General features: G+C 47.6%; 20 protein-coding genes. 8 read left to right on the plus strand and 12 right to left on the minus strand.

Features of this window, described 5'->3' with window-relative positions:
• Positions 1–63: 63 nt before the first annotated feature.
• From ABEA14_RS11050 to ABEA14_RS11060, 3 genes are all read left to right on the plus strand, one after another.
• Positions 64–498, plus strand: a complete 435-nt coding sequence (locus ABEA14_RS11050) for a GNAT family N-acetyltransferase (RefSeq protein ID WP_345340062.1) — start codon at positions 64–66, stop codon at positions 496–498.
• A gap of 30 nt (positions 499–528) precedes the next feature.
• Positions 529–927: a cupin domain-containing protein gene (locus ABEA14_RS11055; RefSeq protein WP_345340063.1), complete on the plus strand. Its 399-nt coding sequence runs from the start codon at positions 529–531 to the stop codon at positions 925–927.
• A gap of 83 nt (positions 928–1,010) precedes the next feature.
• The gene (locus ABEA14_RS11060) at positions 1,011–2,174 is read left to right on the plus strand and encodes an ABC transporter substrate-binding protein (protein WP_345340064.1); all 1,164 of its coding nucleotides are present in this window, start codon (positions 1,011–1,013) and stop codon (positions 2,172–2,174) included.
• A 48-nt stretch (positions 2,175–2,222) separates the two neighbouring features.
• Here the strand turns inward: ABEA14_RS11060 and ABEA14_RS11065 are convergent, their stop codons facing one another.
• Together ABEA14_RS11065 and ABEA14_RS11070 are read right to left on the minus strand one after the other, a co-directional pair.
• Entirely contained in the window at positions 2,223–2,660 is a 438-nt protein-coding gene (locus tag ABEA14_RS11065; protein WP_345340065.1) for a GNAT family N-acetyltransferase, read from the minus strand.
• Positions 2,661–2,757: 97 nt separating this feature from the next.
• Positions 2,758–3,582, minus strand: coding sequence for an SGNH/GDSL hydrolase family protein (locus ABEA14_RS11070; RefSeq protein WP_345340066.1), 825 nt, complete (start codon positions 3,580–3,582; stop codon positions 2,758–2,760).
• Between the two features lie 263 nt (positions 3,583–3,845).
• On the opposite strand from ABEA14_RS11070, the gene ABEA14_RS11075 reads away from it, so the two are divergent.
• The gene (locus ABEA14_RS11075; RefSeq protein WP_345340067.1) at positions 3,846–4,316 is read left to right on the plus strand and encodes a DM13 domain-containing protein; all 471 of its coding nucleotides are present in this window, start codon (positions 3,846–3,848) and stop codon (positions 4,314–4,316) included.
• 16 nt (positions 4,317–4,332) lie between these two features.
• Here the strand turns inward: ABEA14_RS11075 and ABEA14_RS11080 are convergent, their stop codons facing one another.
• A complete protein-coding gene (locus tag ABEA14_RS11080; protein ID WP_345340068.1) occupies positions 4,333–4,962 on the minus strand; it encodes a hypothetical protein in 630 nt (209 codons plus the stop codon).
• Between the two features lie 125 nt (positions 4,963–5,087).
• Positions 5,088–7,481: a DNA polymerase II gene (locus ABEA14_RS11085; RefSeq protein WP_345340069.1), complete on the minus strand. Its 2,394-nt coding sequence runs from the start codon at positions 7,479–7,481 to the stop codon at positions 5,088–5,090.
• 126 nt (positions 7,482–7,607) lie between these two features.
• On the opposite strand from ABEA14_RS11085, the gene ABEA14_RS11090 reads away from it, so the two are divergent.
• The 3 genes from ABEA14_RS11090 to ABEA14_RS11100 all read left to right on the plus strand — a co-directional run bounded on the left by ABEA14_RS11090 (position 7,608) and on the right by ABEA14_RS11100 (position 12,812).
• Positions 7,608–8,072 carry a pilus assembly FimT family protein gene (locus tag ABEA14_RS11090; protein ID WP_345340070.1) on the plus strand — a complete coding sequence of 155 codons (465 nt, stop codon included), beginning with the start codon at positions 7,608–7,610 and terminating at the stop codon, positions 8,070–8,072.
• Between the two features lie 196 nt (positions 8,073–8,268).
• Positions 8,269–10,356, plus strand: coding sequence for an elongation factor G (gene fusA / locus ABEA14_RS11095; RefSeq protein WP_345340071.1), 2,088 nt, complete (start codon positions 8,269–8,271; stop codon positions 10,354–10,356).
• A 461-nt stretch (positions 10,357–10,817) separates the two neighbouring features.
• Positions 10,818–12,812, plus strand: coding sequence for a methyl-accepting chemotaxis protein (locus ABEA14_RS11100; protein ID WP_345340072.1), 1,995 nt, complete (start codon positions 10,818–10,820; stop codon positions 12,810–12,812).
• Between the two features lie 64 nt (positions 12,813–12,876).
• Here ABEA14_RS11100 and ABEA14_RS11105 read toward each other — a convergent pair whose 3' ends face one another.
• The 6 genes from ABEA14_RS11105 to ABEA14_RS11130 all read right to left on the minus strand — a co-directional run bounded on the left by ABEA14_RS11105 (position 12,877) and on the right by ABEA14_RS11130 (position 16,884).
• Positions 12,877–13,275, minus strand: a complete 399-nt coding sequence (locus tag ABEA14_RS11105; RefSeq protein ID WP_345340073.1) for a DUF3718 domain-containing protein — start codon at positions 13,273–13,275, stop codon at positions 12,877–12,879.
• Between the two features lie 126 nt (positions 13,276–13,401).
• On the minus strand, positions 13,402–14,022 hold the full coding sequence (locus ABEA14_RS11110; RefSeq protein WP_345340074.1) for a hypothetical protein: 621 nt from the start codon (positions 14,020–14,022) through the stop codon (positions 13,402–13,404).
• A gap of 69 nt (positions 14,023–14,091) precedes the next feature.
• A complete protein-coding gene (locus tag ABEA14_RS11115; RefSeq protein WP_345340076.1) occupies positions 14,092–14,421 on the minus strand; it encodes a hypothetical protein in 330 nt (109 codons plus the stop codon).
• Between the two features lie 19 nt (positions 14,422–14,440).
• Positions 14,441–15,352 carry a histone deacetylase family protein gene (locus ABEA14_RS11120; protein WP_345340077.1) on the minus strand — a complete coding sequence of 304 codons (912 nt, stop codon included), beginning with the start codon at positions 15,350–15,352 and terminating at the stop codon, positions 14,441–14,443.
• Entirely contained in the window at positions 15,352–15,927 is a 576-nt protein-coding gene (locus tag ABEA14_RS11125) for a sugar O-acetyltransferase (RefSeq protein WP_345340078.1), read from the minus strand. The genes ABEA14_RS11120 and ABEA14_RS11125 overlap by 1 nt, the downstream gene beginning before the upstream one ends.
• A 33-nt stretch (positions 15,928–15,960) precedes the next feature.
• Positions 15,961–16,884 (minus strand): LysR family transcriptional regulator, encoded by a 924-nt coding sequence (locus tag ABEA14_RS11130; protein ID WP_345340079.1) that lies wholly within the window; start codon positions 16,882–16,884, stop codon positions 15,961–15,963.
• Between the two features lie 140 nt (positions 16,885–17,024).
• Between ABEA14_RS11130 and ABEA14_RS11135 the strand changes: the two genes are divergently transcribed.
• Positions 17,025–17,747, plus strand: coding sequence for an SDR family oxidoreductase (locus tag ABEA14_RS11135; protein ID WP_345340080.1), 723 nt, complete (start codon positions 17,025–17,027; stop codon positions 17,745–17,747).
• A gap of 15 nt (positions 17,748–17,762) precedes the next feature.
• Here the strand turns inward: ABEA14_RS11135 and ABEA14_RS11140 are convergent, their stop codons facing one another.
• Together ABEA14_RS11140 and ABEA14_RS11145 are read right to left on the minus strand one after the other, a co-directional pair.
• Entirely contained in the window at positions 17,763–18,518 is a 756-nt protein-coding gene (locus ABEA14_RS11140; RefSeq protein ID WP_345340081.1) for a Crp/Fnr family transcriptional regulator, read from the minus strand.
• A gap of 72 nt (positions 18,519–18,590) precedes the next feature.
• Entirely contained in the window at positions 18,591–19,271 is a 681-nt protein-coding gene (locus ABEA14_RS11145) for a DUF3313 domain-containing protein (RefSeq protein ID WP_345340082.1), read from the minus strand.
• Positions 19,272–19,436: the final 165 nt, after the last annotated feature.

Below are 19,436 nucleotides of genomic sequence, written 5' to 3' on the forward strand. Positions count from 1 at the left end.
TAACGTTGACAAGTCCTCAGGCTCGCGCGACCTTTGACCTAAACAGTGCAAACGGAGTTGAAGGTGTCATCAGTCGATTACCACATCAGCCTTAATTCGCAAGAGATGGATTTGGATATGATCCATCGTTTTTTGCGAAACTCCTATTGGGCGAAAAACATTCCAAAACAGGTTGTTGCGACAGCCATTGCGAACTCCTTCTGTGTCGGAGCTTTTGACCAAAGCTCTCAGGTTGGATTTGCACGTTTGGTTACTGATAGAGCGACCTTTGCATACCTAGCTGATGTATTTGTTTTATCAGAATATCGCCAGCAGGGGATCAGCAAGCGAATGCTCGATACATTGCTGTCCCAGCCTGAGGTTCAAAATTTACGGCGTGTTATGTTGGTCACCGCTGATGCCCACGGACTGTATCGAGGGTTTGGATTTACTGACGCCAAACACCCTGAGCGAATGATGGAGCGTCATCAGCCTGATGTTTACCTCAGAACCAAATAAACAGCCAAAACACTCACATGGAGACGAGCTATGAGCCAGGCCGACATCATCACTGTTAGGCCAGAGGTCTCCGTTGATACTCTGCAAAAACTTCCTAACTTTATTGGTATTTCAGAACAAACTGCGGGAGCAAAAGGGATTTCGATGAACATGGTCGTTATCCCCGCAGGTGGGCAGGCTGAGCCTCACTTTCATGAAGGCTATGAGACCGCTATTTATATGCTGCAGGGCTCAGTTAGAACCCGATATGGAGAGAACCTAAGTCAGGAGGTGATCAATCATGCGGGCGATTTCATTTTTATTCCCGCCAATGTACCACATCAGCCAATTAACTTAAGCCAAACTGAAAATGCGGTGGCCATAGTGGCACGTAATGATGCCAATGAGCAGGAAACGGTGCGCCCCTATCCTGTCAAGCGTGAGTCATAACGGCTCTCTGAATGTCGTTTCAGGCTGACACTGAGAAACTCAAGCTGAGGCCGTCATCTTTACTATGCTTGAGGAAATGCGCAATGGAATCTGGCGGCTCAGAGTCTATGGATAGATCAATCAAATTCCCCCTCGGCAATAAGCATCGCACCCTGATTGTGCTGCTATCGATGTTCTTCTTTGTTTTCCCTTCAATCGCTCAAGCGCGTGTTGCCAAAGTGGATCTGTTTTTGACTCGAGGCCCTGGAGACATGTTCTACCATTTGGTCGAGGGATTCGGACAGGCTGCTGCAGCAGACTTAGATATGGAACTTAAGGTCCATTACGCTGATGGCAACCACATATTGATGGTGCAACAAGTAGAACAAGCCCTATCAAATGCAGATAAGCCAGATGCGTTAGTATTTATTAACTTCAAGCAGCGTGATAAGCAGATCATAGAGTTAGCCGAAGCGGCAAAAGTCCCCGTCATCGTGATGAACTCTGGTGTTACGCCAGAGTTTGACTTAGGCAAACCCAGGGAAAAGTACGAGTATTGGATCGGTGAACTGCTACCTGATGACCGGCAGGCAGGTTATGAACTCGCCAATCGCCTCATTGCTTTGGCTACGCCGGCCGAAGACGGCAAGGTTTACCTGTTCGCAATAGAAGGAGAACACCATACCGGGGCATCGGTAGAGCGTGTGAAAGGCTTGTTTCAAGCGGTTTCAGAGCACAAGTATGTGGTTTTGACCCAATTAGTTGCAGGTAATTGGGACCCGAGAACTGCAGGCCAAAAGTACATCATGGGTATTCGCCGTTATCCGCAAATATCGGTTGTTTGGGCTGCCAGCGACGGTATGGCGTTGGGCGTGGTGGATTCAGCACTGAAGCTCGGACGCAAGATCCCAGAGCATATTGGCGGTATCGACTGGACGTTGGAGGCAAAAGAAGCGTTGGAAGAGGGGAGCATCGATGTATCAATGGGTGGTCATTTTATGGAGGCGGCTTGGGTTCTGGTGATGCTGCATGATTATTTTAAAGGAAAAGATTTTGCTGAAGTTGGCGTGTCGCTGAGAGACCCAATGTACCCGATGACGCAATACAACTCGGAAAAAATGGCCTTGTTGATGAAACCCTCCAGCTGGAAATCCATCGACTTCAAAGCATTTTCTCGCTTCTACAATCCAGGACTAGACCGCTATCCATTTTCGGTCGGTCAGGTGTTATCTCAGTTGTCAGAATCTGCTCAAGTGGGCTCTCAATAAGTGACTTCTGCTTCCTTATTGCGTCATCCCACTCACTTCAAGCGCTAACTAATACGACCCATCCTGAATATTGGTATTTGAAAGGTGATGGCTGGCGATATTGAGTCCTTCACGTAGATAAAAGCGGTGAGCATCGAAGCGTTGAACACCTGAATCCAGGTGCAGTTGATCGCAGCCTTCGGCCCTGGCGTGTTGCTTTAACCAGTCAATCAGCACTTTGCCAGCACCTTTACTACGCTCTTCGGGTAGCACAATGACATCGTCAACATAGATGTGTTTACCCCAAGCGAGCTTGAGGCCCATTATGAAACCTCCCACGGCCACCATCTTATTGCCGTCATAAACACAAGCCAACTGATAGCCTTGTTCAATCTGTTTTTTGACCTGATGAAGCAGAGCTCCAAAAGTAAATTGGGTCCGAAGGTGAGACAAGATGGCGGCGGCTTCTTCCAGCGCTTCTCCGCCAGTAACCAGGCGAACTTCCATGCTTTATTCCAGTGCGTTTGTGGGCCAATTGTGTTTATTCAGACACTATTTTGGAATGCGTCTTATAAGCATACTTTTGTGCTTTTCGCTGTCTATTTCAAGCGATTTCTCTTGTGCTTGTAGGGGAGCTCTCTTCGAACAATGAAAACAGGCAAGGCAATGACTTAAATATATGGTTGCTGAGTCTTTCGGCGAAGTCGCGATAACCTTGGTCTGACGGGTGGTATCCATCCGCGGAGAAAAGCTCCGCTTCTGGTGAAATGGTTATTGGTAGGTGAGTACACCTTGGTTTGGTCTGGGTGAGTTTTACCAACAAAGAATCAAGTCGGCGAGCTCGCAACCCCAGTGCTGTTTTTAATGGTTCTGGCAAAAGCGGAAAGTGCTGCATTGGTGGAACGCCGCAAAACACGATGGCGGGAGGTGAGGGCCGCGAGGAAAAGTGCTGGATTACTTTTTCCAGCGCTGCTTGCCATGATTGTGTGGGGGTAAGGCTTGTTACATCGTTCACACCGATAGAAATGAGAATAATATCTGCCTGCTCAAACTGATTGGCACCCTGCAGCGCATCAAGTTGTTTGACCAGCCCTTTGGCATCAACACCTATTTCGCCAATGGCATGCCATTGCATGTTCCACCCAGTACGCCTTGCTAATGCCTCTGCTGTTTGAGCAACCAGTCCTAATTTCTGATCTGTCGCTCCAACCCCCGCTATGATTGAGTCTCCGAAGCCAACTAGTTTCAAAGTTTTTGGTTTGACTTTGACTGAAGTGTTTGGGGTGTCAGAGCTGGTGATCTTAGTGGACGTTATAGTGTCCTTATTCAGCCCCGGTGCCGCCGCAAAGCGCAGGGCAGTGCGCTTTACCCAGACCGCTTGTGGTAAAACCAATGGCAGCAACAACCAGAAAGATAGTCTTCTTAACAATGATTTCCCCTTTCACAGCCTTATCAAGCATAGCTTCTATGGAGCCAGTGTTTCTGAAGAATTTATTGGGGAGAGATCTTCGTGGTAGTAATTTGATGACGGGTTAACTTGCTAACTACGGCTAACTTATTAACCGCTCGAGATTTACAAAACAACCTATTGTTAACTTATGTGAAATTAAACATCTTCAATCAGGTTCTACTGTACTGACAGAGTGACCACTCTGCTCATCAAGAACATGAAGCAAAAATAAGGAGTAAGGCTTGAAGGCATTGATCAATTTGATTACCCACCTAGCTACAGGCGTAGCGGGATTTGTACTGGGTATCTATATGCTGCCACTTTTGACTCAGGAAGAGGGACCTTCTGACGAAAAACTTCAGGCTCATGCCAGTCAGGCTGTCTATCAAGCTGAGTTTCACAGAGATCTCGAAGATAGTGACTGGCTTCACTGGGGCGAAGGCAAGGTCAGCGTCAGTGATGAGTTTGTGAGCTTTGATGGCGAGTTGGCCCCAGGGCCTGATTATCGTTTGTATCTGGTGCCCGAGTTTGTTGAAACCGAAGCGGGTTTTAACGCCATTAAAGGCATGTCGAAACACATAGGTGATGTCGATAGTTTCGAAGACTTTATGGTTGCTGTTCCAGAGGGCGTGGATGTCCACCAGTACAGTACTGTAGTGGTTTGGTGCGAGTCATTTGGGCAGTTTATTACAGCGGCGCAGTACAAGTTTTAGAGCTGCGCTAAGCTCGTCAGTTGTTCAGCGCAACTAGTTTGACTTCAGAAAGCTTGCCATCTTCCAGCACGCAGGTGGCTACTTTCTTGGCGCCTTTCTCTTCACGAGTATTGAATTCCAAGTTGTAGCTGACTTGCCATAACCGCTTAGTTGGCTGTGTGGCCTGCGCATGGGTATAGGTGATTTCACCGGGTTCAGCGTATTGTTCCACTTCCGCTTTGCATAGCATCATCATTTTGTCTTTGACACTGTCGTAGGAAGTTGCTGTGTAGGCTGTCCCGTACATGACGCCGCCAAGAAGAGTTGCGACTGTTGCAACTGAGGCAGCCATCATAGGCAGGCTGCGTCCACGTTTCCGGGTTGCTAATTGATAGCGTACAAACCAGGTGCCATTTTCGTTATAGCCCTGACGTAAGCCAGATTGGATTTCAATTTTCAGCTTGCCTGCATCCAGACCACGCTTAGACGCGTAGTTCTCAGCTTGTTGGCTGTACCAGACGAACTCGATACCTTTTTTATTCAGCCACTTGCTGTCCGTTTTGGTGTTAACCTCAATCGGGCCTTCACAACGCGGACACTCGCTAACAAATTGCTGCAACTTTGTTGAGCAATATGGGCATTTAGCGATTACAGGTGGTTGATTCATGGTGAAAACATCAGCCTCTAAGTGAATGACTGTTTATATTTCAGCCATCCTGGCCAGATTGCGCACGAATATATCCGAAAAGTACGATTAGATCACATTTATTATTAATAAATAGTTAATTGAAGTTAGAATAATCCTAATTGGCTATCTATTAACCGATCGAAATCAAGATTTATAAAAGGAAGTATCGCGTCAGCGACTGGTTTTAGTTGTTTTTCAACGTAATGATCGTAATCGATCGTGCTGTTGAGGTGCTCGATCGGCTCAGGTCCGTTCACGGTAATAAGGTAACTGATCGTGCCGCGATTCTGATATTTTCTCGGTTTGTTTAACAATTGGTTTTGTTGGTCTGCGATCCGCGCCGCTTTTACGTGTGGCGGTACATTCTTGACATAGTCTGCCAACTTTCGGCGTAGGCGCTTCCGATACACCAACTGTGCATCCCTTTCGCCAGTTTTTGTCTGCTCTACTGTTTTGATGACAAATTCACTGGGGTCCTGATCATGAAATACCAACTCGTAGAGCTTGGTTTGGAACTCTTTGGCTAATTCAGTCCAATCGGTGCGAACGGTTTCCAGTCCTTTAAACACCAGCTTTTCACGGTCCCCTTCGCCGATTAGTCCTGCGTAACGCTTTTTACTACCGGCATCGGAGCCTCTGATAGTAGGCATCAGAAAACGTCGATAGTGGGTTTCGTATTCGATCTCCAACGCACTCTCTATCTGATACTCATCTTCGAAAACTCGTTTCCAGCGGCGGTTGATCTCTGTGGCGAGGTCGTTGCCGATCTTGTCCGCATCTTTAGGTGAGATACGCTCGTCTAACCAAACAAAGGTGGAATCTGTATCACCGTAAATTACCTGATAACCAAGCTCATTTATCCACTTGGCGGTTGTTTGCATAATGTCATGGCCTCGCAGTGTAATTGAACTGGCGAGTCTTGGGTCATAGAAGCGGCATCCTCCAGATCCCAACACACCATAGAAGCTATTCATAAGGATCTTGATCGCCTGAGAGCGAGCTGCATCTTTATCCCGCTTTGCCTCGTCTCGCTGCTTCCATAACTGACTGATGATGTCTGGAAGAAAATGTTCTGTTCGCGAGAAATGCGCGTCACGGAATCCTGGGATCGCTTGTTCAGGGTGTTTCAATCCCTCTATTAAACCCAAAGGATCAATTTTGAAGGTGCGAATGATCGAGGGATACAGGCTCTTGAAGTCCAACACCAGAACATGAGTGTATAGGCCGGGCTTGGAGTTCATCACGTATCCACCTGGGCTGGCGAGCCCGCCACCCGCTGGCAAATTAGGTGCGATATAGCCGGCACGATGGAGTTTGGGTAGATAAAGGTTGGTAAATGCGGCAACTGAACCGCCACTTCGATCCAGCTCTAAACCAGTCAACTGACTGCGCAATCTAAGAAAGTCGATAAGATGGGTATACTCAAAGATCTCTGCGACCAGGCGGCAATCTTCCAAATTGTATTTGGCCAGTGCAGGTTTGTTATGGCGAAAGTTATGATCGATTTCCGCCATACGATCTTCGACATGATCAACAAACTTTCCTTTATTAAGAAGTGCTTGCGCAACTGACTCCAGGCTAAAGCTCACAAATTGATAAGTGGCAGTTTTGAGTGCATCAATGCCATCAATAACGACACGCCCGGGTATCGATACATAGCCCTGCTGAGAGTCATTGCGAGCGTCACGCCAGTGGGGCGTACTGTGGCCCCTGCCAATTTGAAGGCTTACACCGTGTAGCTCTGCGCGTTTAAGCAATAGTCGGAAATCAAAGTTAACCACATTCCAGCCAATAATGAGGTCGGGGTCCATCTGCTGAAATGCTCGTTCAACCGCTTGCAACAGGTCTTTTTCACTATCCACCCAGTAAATCTGGGTGTCTGCAGCTTGAGGCTTGCCGCGCATGATCACCCAGTTGGTTTCTTCGTTTGTTGCGCTAGCCGGCATATGAAAGCCTGCTGAATAAAGCTCTCCTTGAGCTGAGCACTCAAGATCGAAAGAGACGAGCCGGAAACTTGGCTGGAACGCATTTGGCCTGATTTTTACATTTCGGTATTCGGTATAACCCGCTTTTTGGCTTGGTGCGCCAATAAAGGAAACACCGCCGTAGCAGAATCGCTCGATCAGATAGCGATCGTGAAGGCGAAAGTCTGCTTCAAACAGCTCAATCCCCTCTGCAACCAATAGATCCTGAGCACGATAGTGATCCTTTATCTGATCGAAATAAAGCGCGCTTATCGGTTGATGATCAAATGTATGAAGAGGAAGCGGTTTGATTTGATGTGACACCTGAGCAGCAAGCAGGGCGTTGACTGCACTATCAGCGTTTTCACTGACAATAAAAAATAGGGGCTGCTCATTATCAATGATTAGCTTGGCCGGTCCTTGCTGCGTGCTCAGCCAGAGAGCTATCTGAGTTCCCTGTTTGGTATCCCAGCTATGTCGGGTAAGGAGAAATCCGCTATTTGTTTTGGATTCGTTTGCTGTCGAGGTACTCATTGGACCCAAATCTTATCCTGAGTTTTCAACCAATACGACAATTGATCGCAGGCAACATCGTTCTTTGACTATATTTGGCTAAACAGATGAACCCTGTTCCCAAGCCTTAGCTTTGAGGTTTATAGAATGAAGCGATTTCAATCGAATGGTTTTACGACCATTGAACTGGTCACTGTGATCATCATTATTGGGATTCTATCGGTATTTGCAGTACCTAAACTCATGTCGCTAGGCCATGATGCTCGCATCGCTATGATCAAACACCTGCATGGCACAATTATCGAAGAGATGAAGATCGCGTACGAAGCCTGCGTCATCGATAAGAAGTGTGATGAGAAAGCGACTCATAGCCAGTTTTACCTCACCAAAGATGGTGGCGTTTCAATCAAAACGACGTGGGGTTATCCCAGCTACGCCCTTGAGGGAATTGGCACCTTGATAGATGTTGATCCGTCGTTCAACGTTTCTTTCAATAATGCATTCAACGAAACCGTATTCCAGCTTCAGCCCCAATGCGCCGTGTTCTACTACGAGCGGCGCAACTTAAATAGAGATCAACCCAAAGTATCCTCAGATGTACGAGGCTGTTAGCCGTGCCTTTGACTCCATTATTATAAAAATCAATAGGCTAATGGCTCCACGCTGGCCGTATATCGATATATTTTCACAGCCGCGCGGCCAACGGAAAGGTGGAATTAAGATAAGATCGAAATTTGTTCTGACCTATCCAAATAAAATCCTGTATACTGGCGCGCGATTTTGAACTCAACACTTACTGAGCAAAGCAATGGCAGACTTATCCAAATATAGAAATATTGGTATCTTCGCGCACGTTGATGCGGGAAAAACCACTTCTACTGAACGTATTCTTAAGCTGACCGGTAAGATCCACAAGACCGGTGAAGTACATGATGGTGCAGCGACTACTGACTTCATGGAACAGGAAGCAGAGCGTGGTATTACCATTCAGTCTGCTGCAACTACCTGTTTCTGGAACGACCACCGCCTGAACATCATCGATACTCCAGGACACGTTGACTTCACTGTTGAAGTTTATCGTTCACTGAAAGTTCTCGATGGTGGTGTAGGTGTATTCTGTGGTTCTGGTGGTGTTGAGCCTCAGTCAGAAACTAACTGGCGCTACGCGAACGAATCAGAAGTATCTCGTCTGATCTTCGTAAACAAGCTGGACCGTCTGGGTGCAGACTTCTACCGCGTTGTTGACCAGGTTAAGAAAGTACTGGGCGCAACTCCGCTGGTAATGACTTTGCCTATCGGTACTGAAGACGACTTCGTTGGTGTTGTAGATGTATTGAGCCAGAAAGCTTACATCTGGGACGAATCTGGTCAGCCAGAAAACTACGAAGTTACCGATATCCCTGCAGACATGGTTGATGATGCTGCTGCATACCGTGAAGAGCTGATCGAAACTGCGTTGGAGCAGGACGACGAGCTGTTGATGGCTTACATGGAAGGTGAAGAACCTACCGTTGAGCAGATCAAAGAGTGCATCAAGAAAGGTACTCACAACCTGAGCTTCTTCCCAACTTACTGTGGTTCTGCATTTAAGAACAAAGGTATCCAGTTGGTTCTAGACGCGGTTGTTGATTACCTGCCAGCGCCTACCGAAGTTCCAGCTCAGCCTCTGACTGACAGCGAAACCGGTGAGCCTACTGGTGAAGTAGCGACTGTATCTACTGAAGAGCCACTGCGTGCATTGGCATTTAAGATCATGGACGACCGTTTCGGCGCCCTGACCTTTATCCGTATCTACTCAGGTGTAATGCGTAAGGGTGACACCATCCTTAACTCTTACACTGGTAAAACTGAGCGTATCGGCCGTATGGTTGAGATGCACGCTGATGACCGTACTGAGCTGGATTATGCTCAAGCCGGTGACATCATCGCGGTTGTAGGTATGAAGAACGTTCAGACTGGTCACACGCTGTGTGATGTGAAGAACCCTTGTACTCTTGAGCCTATGATCTTCCCTGAGCCAGTAATCTCAATTGCTGTTCAGCCGAAAGACAAGGGCGGTAACGAGAAGATGGGCGTAGCTATCGGCAAGATGGTTGCAGAAGATCCTTCTTTCGTTGTTGAAACCGACCAGGAAACTGGCGAGACCATCCTGAAAGGTATGGGTGAGCTTCACCTCGACATTAAAGTAGACATCCTTAAGCGTACTTACGGTGTTGAACTGATTGTTGGTCAGCCTCAGGTTGCTTACCGTGAAACTATCACGCAAGCGGTTGAAGACAGCTACACGCACAAGAAGCAGTCTGGTGGTTCTGGTCAGTTCGGTAAGATCGATTACCGCATCAAGCCAGGTGAGCCAAACTCAGGCTTCAAGTTCGAGTCTACGGTTGTTGGTGGTAACGTTCCTAAGGAATTCTTCCCTGCCATTGAAAAAGGCTTCGAAGGTATGATGGAAGAAGGCCCTCTGGCTGGCTTCCCTGTACTGGACGTTGAAGTTGAGCTTTATGACGGTGGTTTCCACGCGGTTGACTCATCAGCCATTGCGTTCGAAATCGCTGCTAAAGGCGCATTCCGTCAGTCAATGCCTAAAGCCGGTCCTCAGCTTCTTGAGCCAATCATGAAAGTTGACGTGTTCACTCCAGAAGACAACGTGGGTGACGTAATCGGTGACTTGAACCGTCGTCGCGGCATGATTAAAGACCAGGAAGCGGGTGCTACTGGTGTACGTATTAAGGGTGATGTACCTCTGGCCGAGATGTTCGGTTACATTGGTCACCTGCGTACTATCACTTCAGGTCGTGGTCAGTTCTCTATGGAGTTCAGCCACTATGCGGCTTGCCCAGCTAACGTAGCAGAAGAAGTGATTGCTGCTGAGAAAGAAAAGAAAGCTAACAAGTAATCTTTCCTGACTCTCAGAAAAACCCCGGCCATCCGCCGGGGTTTTTTTATGTACAGGAAGTACGGTATGCCGCGGGCACAAGGATGTGCAGGAGCGGCGATGTACAGGAAGTACGGTATGCCGCGGGCACAAGGATGTGCAGGAGCGGCGATACCCAAAGGGCACGCTGTGTACAGGAAGTACGGTCGAAAATTGCTCCATGCATTTTCGACATTTCCGCCATCCATGGCGGTCGTATGTCGCGGGTGCATGGTACCCAAAACGCTTGCGTCAACTAGTGTCAGTCTACTTCTGTTTACAAATTTGCAACTTGTGGTGTAGGTTTTTTTTACACCTTATCTCTCAAAATCCCAGATCGACAGCCTTCCTTGCCTTACTTTCCTTCTCTCTTTTGATAGCATCCGGACAGTGACCCAAGTCACGAAAATAATACTATAAATATATATTCCAGGGAGTTACAGATGCGACTAACCGTTGCTAAGCGGATCGTAGCGGGGTTTGCTGCGCTAACGCTATTGCTGTTCATCGGGGGCGCAAGTGCACTATTTGGCTTACTTGACGTTGAATCTGACCAACAGCAGATCAGTCAAAAAGCGATACCTCAACTCAATACCAGCAACCGCTTATCGCTTTTGCTTTCCAAACTTGAAACCCAGTTGGTTCATAGCTTAAATGCCTCCACCATTGAAGGGCTGCAAAGCTACCAGGATAGCTTTAACGAGCTGCATGGTGAGTTGTCCATGTTGATAAAGGAGCAGAGCCAGCAGGCTGGCGGGCAAACTGGTGAACTCAGTGAAAGTTTTGATGCTTACACGGCTATTACTCGAGATTTTTTCGATGCACGTGAAGGGTCGTTAAAGCTTGGCAATCAAGAGGTACTGTTACTCGAAGAGCTCACCGATCTTAGTGATGAAGCTGGTGGTTTGCTGCTGGATCTGATGGATGAAACGGAAGGTGAACAGGTGCGGCTTTCCCGTGTCAGTGGTCAGCTGGAAACCGCGCTTTCATCTCTGGTTACCGCCTCTTCGGAGTTATTTAAAGAGTTGTCCCCAGAAAAAGCGGGCAACTTGCTTAACGAACTGGATAACTATGTTGGTAATGCAGATTCACTCTATGGCGATCTGAAGCGAATCGATAGCTCTGATGTCGATGAAGATCTTATCAATGAAATCCATGATGCGGTTTCGGCCACATTTGCGTTATTTGAACAAGGTCGGTCTCCCCAATCTATCCATCAGCAACGCTTAACGGCAATTGCCGACACACAGAAGTTTGCTGAGCAAAGTCTCGAGCTGCAGGAAGCTCTTCAGGCAACCTTGTCCGACCGATTGCTGCAAACTATGGCCGAAGCGGATCAGCTGCAAACATCCCTGACAGCGACGATTTCTCGCACCCACTGGTTAATCATTGGTGTTACGCTGCTGAGCTTAGTGGTGGCTGTTAGCATTGCCTTCGCAACTATCCGCAGCATTCTAAAGCCGCTAAGTCGGGTGAACTCAATGCTTCATACCATAGCTGGTGGAGACCTCACTCAATCGCTGGATGAGAGTGGACAGGATGAGTTTTCCGAACTGTCTCGGAACGTGAATGCTTTGGTCGACAGTTTGCGCAGACTCATTCAAGAAATCACCGGGCATGCAACGCAGCTTGCCGCTGCGGCAGAAGAAACCTCGGCTATCACCATGCAGAGTACTCATGGTATTCAAGAACAGCGGTTGCAGATAGACCAAGCCGCTAGTGCAACTACTGAGCTGAATTCGAGCGCGGAACAGGTAGCGACCAATGCTGGCGTGACGCTTAGCTCAGTTCAACAAGCTAACGACGAAGCGAAAAATGCACGTTGTCTTTCAGAAGAAAGCAAAGAGCAGATCGAACGCCTGGCGTCTGAGTTGCAAAGTGTCTCTGATGTCATCAACCGTTTGGCCGAGAATAGTGGCCAGATTGGCTCTGTCGTGGATGTAATTCAGACGATTGCAGAACAAACTAACCTGTTAGCACTAAATGCCGCAATTGAAGCTGCACGGGCGGGCGAGCAGGGTAGAGGTTTTGCTGTAGTTGCTGATGAGGTTCGTGCATTAGCCAGTCGCACCCAGTCGTCAACCACTGAAATTCAAGAGATGATCGAGAAGCTTCAGCAAGGTGCCAGTGAAGCGGTAAACAGCATGCAAAGCAGTGCTGATATTACTGAGCTTTGTGTTACTAAGAGTGAAGATACCGATGTAGCATTGAGTGCTATTTCTGATTCTGTGCATGCCATTCATGAGCAAAGTCATTTCATCACTACCGCGGCTGACGAACAGCAGAAAGTGTCAGGAGAAATTCATCATAAGTTGGTACAGATGGTGGAGATTGCTGAAGAGACGTCGCAGGGGGCTGAGCAGACGGCGAAGGCTAGCGAGGAAGTCGCCAGGCTGTCTGATGCACTTCAAGTCTCAGTTAGTCAGTTTAAGCTGTAAAAACAGAAAGGCGGCCAGGTGGCCGCCTTTTTAATCAGAGCTCTCTCGTCGCTTGTAGTATTTATTATCCTGCGATGCGAGATCTGATAGCTGTAACGATCGCGGAATCGGCGTGGCCCTTAGATTCCGCCCACTCAAGGATCACCCAGCCATCCGGCCCCGATTTTGTCAGTGATTTCTTTGGTAGCTTCTTGGTAATGAACTCACCAGCGCCAACAGAACCTTTCTCGATGGCGAATTTTAACATGCTGGAACCGTCGCAAAGGATGTCGTCATATACCTTTCGCAGTCTGAGCTTGTTCTCTTTCAGTTTCTTACGCAGGCGACCCGGATCGTCGGCAGCAACATAGCCGCATAAAGACTGCGCGAAGGCGTCGTTAGCGACGGCCTGTGTTGGTATCAGTGCCGATAGGGCGAGGCTTGCCGCAGCAACTGCACTCAGCGTGGTAGTTTTGATATTCATTATGGTCTCCCTGGAAAACACATATATTTCATGTGTTTGCCGGAGCCTATCAAAAATCTCTCAAGTCTTTAACTAAATGTAAAAAATATTGACGATTTGTTATCAAATCTGCGTGTTTCGACCGGATTACAACTTTACAAGCACCCGGTGCCATCTAAGTGCTGACACCGCAAGAATGCTGATACTCAGCGAGGTTAAAGCAACGGAGTCAGGGGAAAGCTCTAAAGATGCCATCTCTTGCTGGGCGAAACCGTAGCTGACAAAAGCCACAGCCCAGTAGATCAAAATAAAGACAACATGTGAGCCAACCGATTCCGCCAAAGTGTTGTCATCTGAAGGTTCACTGAGTTCTGCCTGCGCCAGCAGGTGCCAAACCGTTGCTGCTGCATGCCACAGGGTTAATGACCATAGCATTGCGTACCAGTCCGGGTTTGCTTGAAGGGCTGATACCAACAGGGTGTAGAGAATGAAGGCCATCACCAGATCGAGAAAGAAGCGAATGAAGCCTATGCTAGAAACGGTATAACGATATTTTCTGACCAACAGGTGGTAGACCACAATGTCGTACACAACAAAGAATGCAGCTGCTATAGCAACAACAAGTGATAATACGGTCTCCAAAGCGCCAAGTTGCCATGCTGCCTTTATGGTTGGCTCATAGGTTTGGATACCCAGAGCGACAATGGCGCCAAATACGACATCCAGAAACCATACCCAACGACGAGCCTGCAGTTTTGCCTGTGACAATTTGGAGTCCACATTTTTTAAGTTGCAGGAATTAGCTTAGTTAAAAAACTCGTAAGGGTCGGTAACCTATTATGGAGTTTGAAGAAGGCGCTGCGCTATCACGACTAATGTGTAAGCCGCTAACCCAAACAAAACCAAATGCAGAAGGTAATCGATCGCTGGTCGGTGACTTTTTGGCAGCTTGACGCTGTAAAGCCCCATGCAGCCATAGAGAAAAACTTCCATAGTGAGCTTTGCATACAGCAAGTGGGAAGCACTGATTAGCTCAAAATCTGACTGCGCAAGGATACGGAAGGTTAGACCGCCTAGCACCTGAAAAACCACGGCCACAGGGATACAGATTAACGTAAAAAACTTCCATCGAATGGAGGGCAGAAACTGATTAATACGTTGAAACATCGGCAAGTTCTAACTGTCTCTAAATCTGCTTTGAGAGGGCATAAGCCTCTTCAACTACGATACCATGACGTTTTGCCAGAGCTTGCTGGTCTTTATCATACCCGCCACCTATCACGGTTGCTGTGGGTATACCGCGTTTTACTGTACGAGTTAACACCGCCGAATCTCTTCCGCGAATTCCGTCCAACGAGATGTTTAATAACCCCAGAGGATCATTTGCATACACGTCCACGCCGGCGTCGTAAATGACAAAGTCGGGTTTAAACTCCGCCAGGCATCGATCCAGTGTGTCTATCACCACGCCTATGTAAGCTTCATCTTCCATTGCTTTGCCCAAGCCTACGTCTAGATCGCTCGTTGCTTTGCGGTGAGGGAAGTTTTTCTCACAATGGATAGAGCAGGTAAATATGTCTGCATCTTCTTCAAGAATAGAGGCCGTGCCATCACCTTGATGCACATCGCAGTCAAATATAAGTATGCGCTTGGCTTTTCCTCTGTGGATCATACTGCGTGCGGCATAAGCCATATCGTTAAAAATGCAAAAGCCTGAGCCAAAGTCGTAATGGGCATGGTGAGTGCCTCCGGCGAGGTGTGAAGCTAAGCCATGTTCCAGGGCTAACTCGCAGGTTAAAAGTGTACCGTTGGGAGCGGTAAAGGTTCTGTGTCTTAATCCTTCACTCCACGGTAAGCCCATTCGCCTCATCTCTTTGGCATCCAGCTCATTGAGATCAAAGCGACGAATGTAGTGATGGCAATGCGCCATCATCAGGTCACTGGCCGAGCAGGTTTTTGGTGTGTGCAGATTGCTTTCACCAAGAATACCAAGGGCACGCATGTGTCGTTGCAATAGGCCAAATTTATCCATTGGAAACCTGTGTTCCGTTGGAAAGGGAAAGCTGTAATCGGTATGAGCGACAATGGGTAATGGCATTAGTTTTCGGTATCGCTGTTTGACTCTAAAGGTAATGTACGCAGAATTCGGGCAGGTGTACCACCAACCACAGTATCTGCCGGCACATTACTGTTTACCACTGAGTTAGCAGCAATAATGGCGCGGTCGCCAATAGTAACGCCTTGATTGATGATGCTATTGCCACCTATCCAGACGTCATTCCCTACTGTGATTGGTTTACAAAAGGTTTCCCAGCGACGCCGGCTATGGAAATCCATGGAATGAGACGCGGTATAAAACTGCACATTGGGCCCAACCAATACATGGTCACCTAAAGTGATTTCGGCGCCATCCAGCATCAACACGTTCATATTCAGGAAGCAGCGATCACCTATCTGTATCTGCTGACCAAACTCGCAATTAAAAGTGGGAGTGATAATGGAGCTATGCCCTAAATGGCCCAGAAGCTGACGAAACAGCTTTTTGGATTTTGTGAAAGTGCCATGGTTGTTGATCTGCTTAAGCAATCCGAAGGCTTTGTCCCTCACCGCCGCTATTTCGCTGTCACCACCATTGAACAACTCACCCTGCATCATCTTTTCGTATTCCGTCATCTCGATACTCGCTTTAAGTGGTCATCGCTGTTTTTACGTACGTAGCATGACTTGCTGATACTTAGCCGAAAAGTGTTCGATCAGATAATCCATCAAGGCTCGCACTCTATTTAGTTGGTAACGGGCCGGGGGGGAAACCAATGACAGACGGGTATCGCTTGGATGCCATAAAGGCAGTACTTCTAGCAGTTCACCATTGGCAAGGTAGGGCTCAACATAAACGTCTGCCAATCGAGCGATGCCTTGGCCTTCTAGAGCCGCTTTTAGCATCACACGACCATTGGCAATTTGAAACCCCTGTTCTGCTCGCACACTAACTTGAGTCTCTCCCTGGTGAAACCGCCACTCACTGACGCTGCCATAGATTAACGGGCAATGTGTTAGATCCGATGGGTGTTCGATGCTGCCATACCGTTGCAGAAAGCTTGGGCTGGCAACATATTTGGTTGAAATAGTGTGTAATCGTCTGGCAATGAGTGATGAATCTTCAAGCTCCCCCATGCGCATTACCAGATCATAAGGGCTAGATAAAAGATCGACGCGTTGGCTCGAGAAGTCTAGTTTTACATCGATATCGGGGTAAGCCTGCTGGAACTCAATCAGTAAGGGAGCGATGACCTCTTCGCCAATTAGGCCGCCCACGGCATTCATTTTGATCTCGCCTGCCAACTTGGATCTATTTTCAATCGCCCACTCAGTAGCGAGACTCAGCTGCTGAACAGCAATTTGGCATTTTTCCAAATAACCTTGGCCAATTTCTGTCAATCTCAACTGTCTGGTTGTGCGGTGCAATAGCTGCACATTCAGCAACTGCTCTAGTTGAGACACTTGTTGGCTGAGATTTGATTTAGAGTTTCCTGATGCCTCTGCCGCCGCGCTAAAGCTGCCACTTCTTGCTACCGCAATAAACGCGCAAATCCCTTTCCAATATATTTTTTCAGTATCGCTTTTGTTCATAAAAAAAGAACAGTCTATTAGTTTTTCGGCTATTTATTAAAACAATAGCATGTTTAAGATGTCGCCCATACTTTATACTTCACTCAACGCGTTAAGGCGGAATCAAACTAGCCTTAAGCGTTAGAATTCGGGGAAACACCATGAGTAAACCACTAGTTGTAATTACTGGCGCCAGTTCAGGTATCGGTGCGGCAATGGCCCAAGCATTCAGTAATGAAGGCCACCCTTTACTGTTGTTGGCCCGCAGGGTTGATCGACTGGAATCGTTGTCATTGCCAAACACATTGTGTCGACAAGTGGACGTGACAGATCGCGATGCCATTGCAGCAGCGGTTGCTGAAGCAGAGGCTAAGTATGGAAATGTTGATCTATTCATTAACAATGCAGGATGTATGTTGCTAGGAGGGTTGGATACGCAAGACCCTAATGAGTGGCAACGCATGTTTGATGTCAATGTGATGGGCGTACTCAATGGCACGCATGCGGTTTTACCTGCAATGAAGGCGCGCAAGGGCGGGACTATTCTCAATGTCAGCTCTATCGCTGGGCGTAAAACATTCCCTGCACACGCAGCGTACTGCGGAACAAAATTTGCCGTCCATGCTATGAGCGAAAATCTGAGAGAAGAGGTTGCGGATGATAATGTGCGAGTCATTGTTATCGCCCCTGGCGCAGTGGAGACAGAGCTGCTGAGCCACACGACTTCAGATGAAATAAAGGCCAATTACGAAGGTTGGAAAGAGCAGATGGGTGGTGTGATTAGCCCGGATGATATTGCACGCACCGCACTGTTTGCATATCAGCAACCACAAAACCTGTGTATTCGGGAGATTGTGGTGGCGGCAACCCGTCAGCAGCCCTAATTTGGCTCGAGATTGTTAAGGCTCTTTCGAGAGCCTTAACGTTAAACTATCAGTTACAAAGACGGTGTGTAATTCCTGTAGGTGCTCATTGAGTCCCGCCAAGGAGGTTAAAGTGATTTTTCCTCTGCCCAGTTTCACGTAGCCTTTTTGCTCAAATATCCTAAGTACTTCATTTAGCCTCGAGCGACTAAAGCCAGACAGTCGTGCCAGTTGATCTTGAGATACTCTGATTTCAGGCTGTGTTGGAATGGGATCGTGTTGCCTTGCAGTCACTTCAATGAGGGCAAACGCAGCGCGGGTAAATCGGCTTTGGTGTGCAGCTAGATTGGCCTGAAGCCACTTCAATTGCGTTGACTGTGCTGTATGGAATAACCAGCGATAGATATCTGGATAAGTTTTGGCGAGATTTAGGATCTTTTTGCCGGGAAAGTAGAGAAGCTCAGTTGGCGCTAATTCTTCAGTCATCAAATACGCTTGGTATCTGTTGCCTATCGTCAGGGCGCCAAGCCAATCACCTTGCCCCATCACAGCGCCAACCAAACCGTTGCCTGTTTCATTACCAAGGCACACTGTCTGTGAGCCATTGAGAATGTAGATCACGCCATTTAGGTTGCCAAATGCGTAACCGTTCAATGCACTTCTGATACTGGTATCCAGCTCTGCAATGGCGAGAAGCTGCCGCTTTAAGTCCTCATCTAAAGGACAGCACCATTTGACGGTGTCAGCAGCGATATTGTGGTGGGGTGAACGCGAAGGCAATGAACGGCTCATGAGTTTCAATTGAGCTATGCATATTACACAACTCAATTGAACCTTACGAGTTAAGGGTTAACTCAGCTTTTGTTAGCCTTCAATGGCCTTAACCTGTGCTTCAACAGACTGTTTGAATGTTGCAATGGCAAGATCTATCTTGGGCAGGATAGCGCCAACACCCTGTTGCTCTAACTCTTCTGCTGTTATCTCTTCCAGCGGTACTCTTTTCATCGACTGCACTAGCACTTCGCCCGTGACTTGATCTGTCAGTTCAAATTCCATAAACATCATCGGCACTTTGTCGCGTTTGCCGGCAGCCTCTTTGATGCCCGTGATTACCAGAGCGACAGGTATGTATTGGTAGAATGCAAGGTCTTCAGATGTATTGGTGATCCCGGTAAATGCACTTCTTAGCAGCAGAGGATTTCCACTACCTGGCAAATCTATTTCTTTGCCAATCTGTGTGTGCACCTGATCAGAGAAGTAATCAGCGAGTATCTTTTGATCTTCAACGGATATGTTTGAGTCCAGCGCCAAGCTGTCGGCGATGAGAGAGGTGGGCTCCTCTACTTGAATGTAATCAAAGTCAGCCAGTTTAAGAGATGACTTTTTGTAGCGTAGTTGGTTTTTGTCGTCTTCCACTGTTTCTAGTTTGTTGTAACTACTCAAAAAGCCAGAATGGCTCTTCTCTAGATCTGGCGCTGAAGCGCAACCGCTGGCAAAAAGGACGGAGCTGACAATACATAGCGTGAGCTGCAATGTTCGTTTCATTTCTGCTTTCTCAATAGTTAAAAGTTGTGTGGCTAAACATATGATTGAATTAGCCTTACTGGTTAGGTCCGTACTCTAATCTGACTTATTTGGCTGGTATGTTCCAAACGGCACATAAGGGCGTTTTTCTTTAAGCTCAGAGGTGGGATGCCTCTGAGTAGAGGC

The sequence above is a fragment of the Corallincola platygyrae genome (assembly GCF_039544265.1).
Taxonomy (GTDB): domain Bacteria; phylum Pseudomonadota; class Gammaproteobacteria; order Enterobacterales; family Neiellaceae; genus Corallincola; species Corallincola platygyrae.

What these genes read in the sequence shown, in the direction of transcription:
- ABEA14_RS11090 (WP_345340070.1), top strand. Translation starts at nt 7,608, where the DNA reads ATGAAGCGATTTCAATCGAATGGTTTTACGACCATTGAACTGGTCACT.
- ABEA14_RS11140 (WP_345340081.1), bottom strand. Translation starts at nt 18,518, where the DNA reads ATGAGCCGTTCATTGCCTTCGCGTTCACCCCACCACAATATCGCTGCT.
- ABEA14_RS11080 (WP_345340068.1), bottom strand. Translation starts at nt 4,962, where the DNA reads ATGAATCAACCACCTGTAATCGCTAAATGCCCATATTGCTCAACAAAG.
- ABEA14_RS11120 (WP_345340077.1), bottom strand. Translation starts at nt 15,352, where the DNA reads ATGCCATTACCCATTGTCGCTCATACCGATTACAGCTTTCCCTTTCCA.
- ABEA14_RS11085 (WP_345340069.1), bottom strand. Translation starts at nt 7,481, where the DNA reads ATGAGTACCTCGACAGCAAACGAATCCAAAACAAATAGCGGATTTCTC.
- ABEA14_RS11125 (WP_345340078.1), bottom strand. Translation starts at nt 15,927, where the DNA reads ATGACGGAATACGAAAAGATGATGCAGGGTGAGTTGTTCAATGGTGGT.
- ABEA14_RS11135 (WP_345340080.1), top strand. Translation starts at nt 17,025, where the DNA reads ATGAGTAAACCACTAGTTGTAATTACTGGCGCCAGTTCAGGTATCGGT.
- ABEA14_RS11065 (WP_345340065.1), bottom strand. Translation starts at nt 2,660, where the DNA reads ATGGAAGTTCGCCTGGTTACTGGCGGAGAAGCGCTGGAAGAAGCCGCC.
- ABEA14_RS11060 (WP_345340064.1), top strand. Translation starts at nt 1,011, where the DNA reads ATGGAATCTGGCGGCTCAGAGTCTATGGATAGATCAATCAAATTCCCC.
- ABEA14_RS11145 (WP_345340082.1), bottom strand. Translation starts at nt 19,271, where the DNA reads ATGAAACGAACATTGCAGCTCACGCTATGTATTGTCAGCTCCGTCCTT.
- ABEA14_RS11115 (WP_345340076.1), bottom strand. Translation starts at nt 14,421, where the DNA reads ATGTTTCAACGTATTAATCAGTTTCTGCCCTCCATTCGATGGAAGTTT.
- ABEA14_RS11105 (WP_345340073.1), bottom strand. Translation starts at nt 13,275, where the DNA reads ATGAATATCAAAACTACCACGCTGAGTGCAGTTGCTGCGGCAAGCCTC.
- ABEA14_RS11055 (WP_345340063.1), top strand. Translation starts at nt 529, where the DNA reads ATGAGCCAGGCCGACATCATCACTGTTAGGCCAGAGGTCTCCGTTGAT.
- ABEA14_RS11100 (WP_345340072.1), top strand. Translation starts at nt 10,818, where the DNA reads ATGCGACTAACCGTTGCTAAGCGGATCGTAGCGGGGTTTGCTGCGCTA.
- ABEA14_RS11130 (WP_345340079.1), bottom strand. Translation starts at nt 16,884, where the DNA reads ATGAACAAAAGCGATACTGAAAAAATATATTGGAAAGGGATTTGCGCG.
- fusA (WP_345340071.1), top strand. Translation starts at nt 8,269, where the DNA reads ATGGCAGACTTATCCAAATATAGAAATATTGGTATCTTCGCGCACGTT.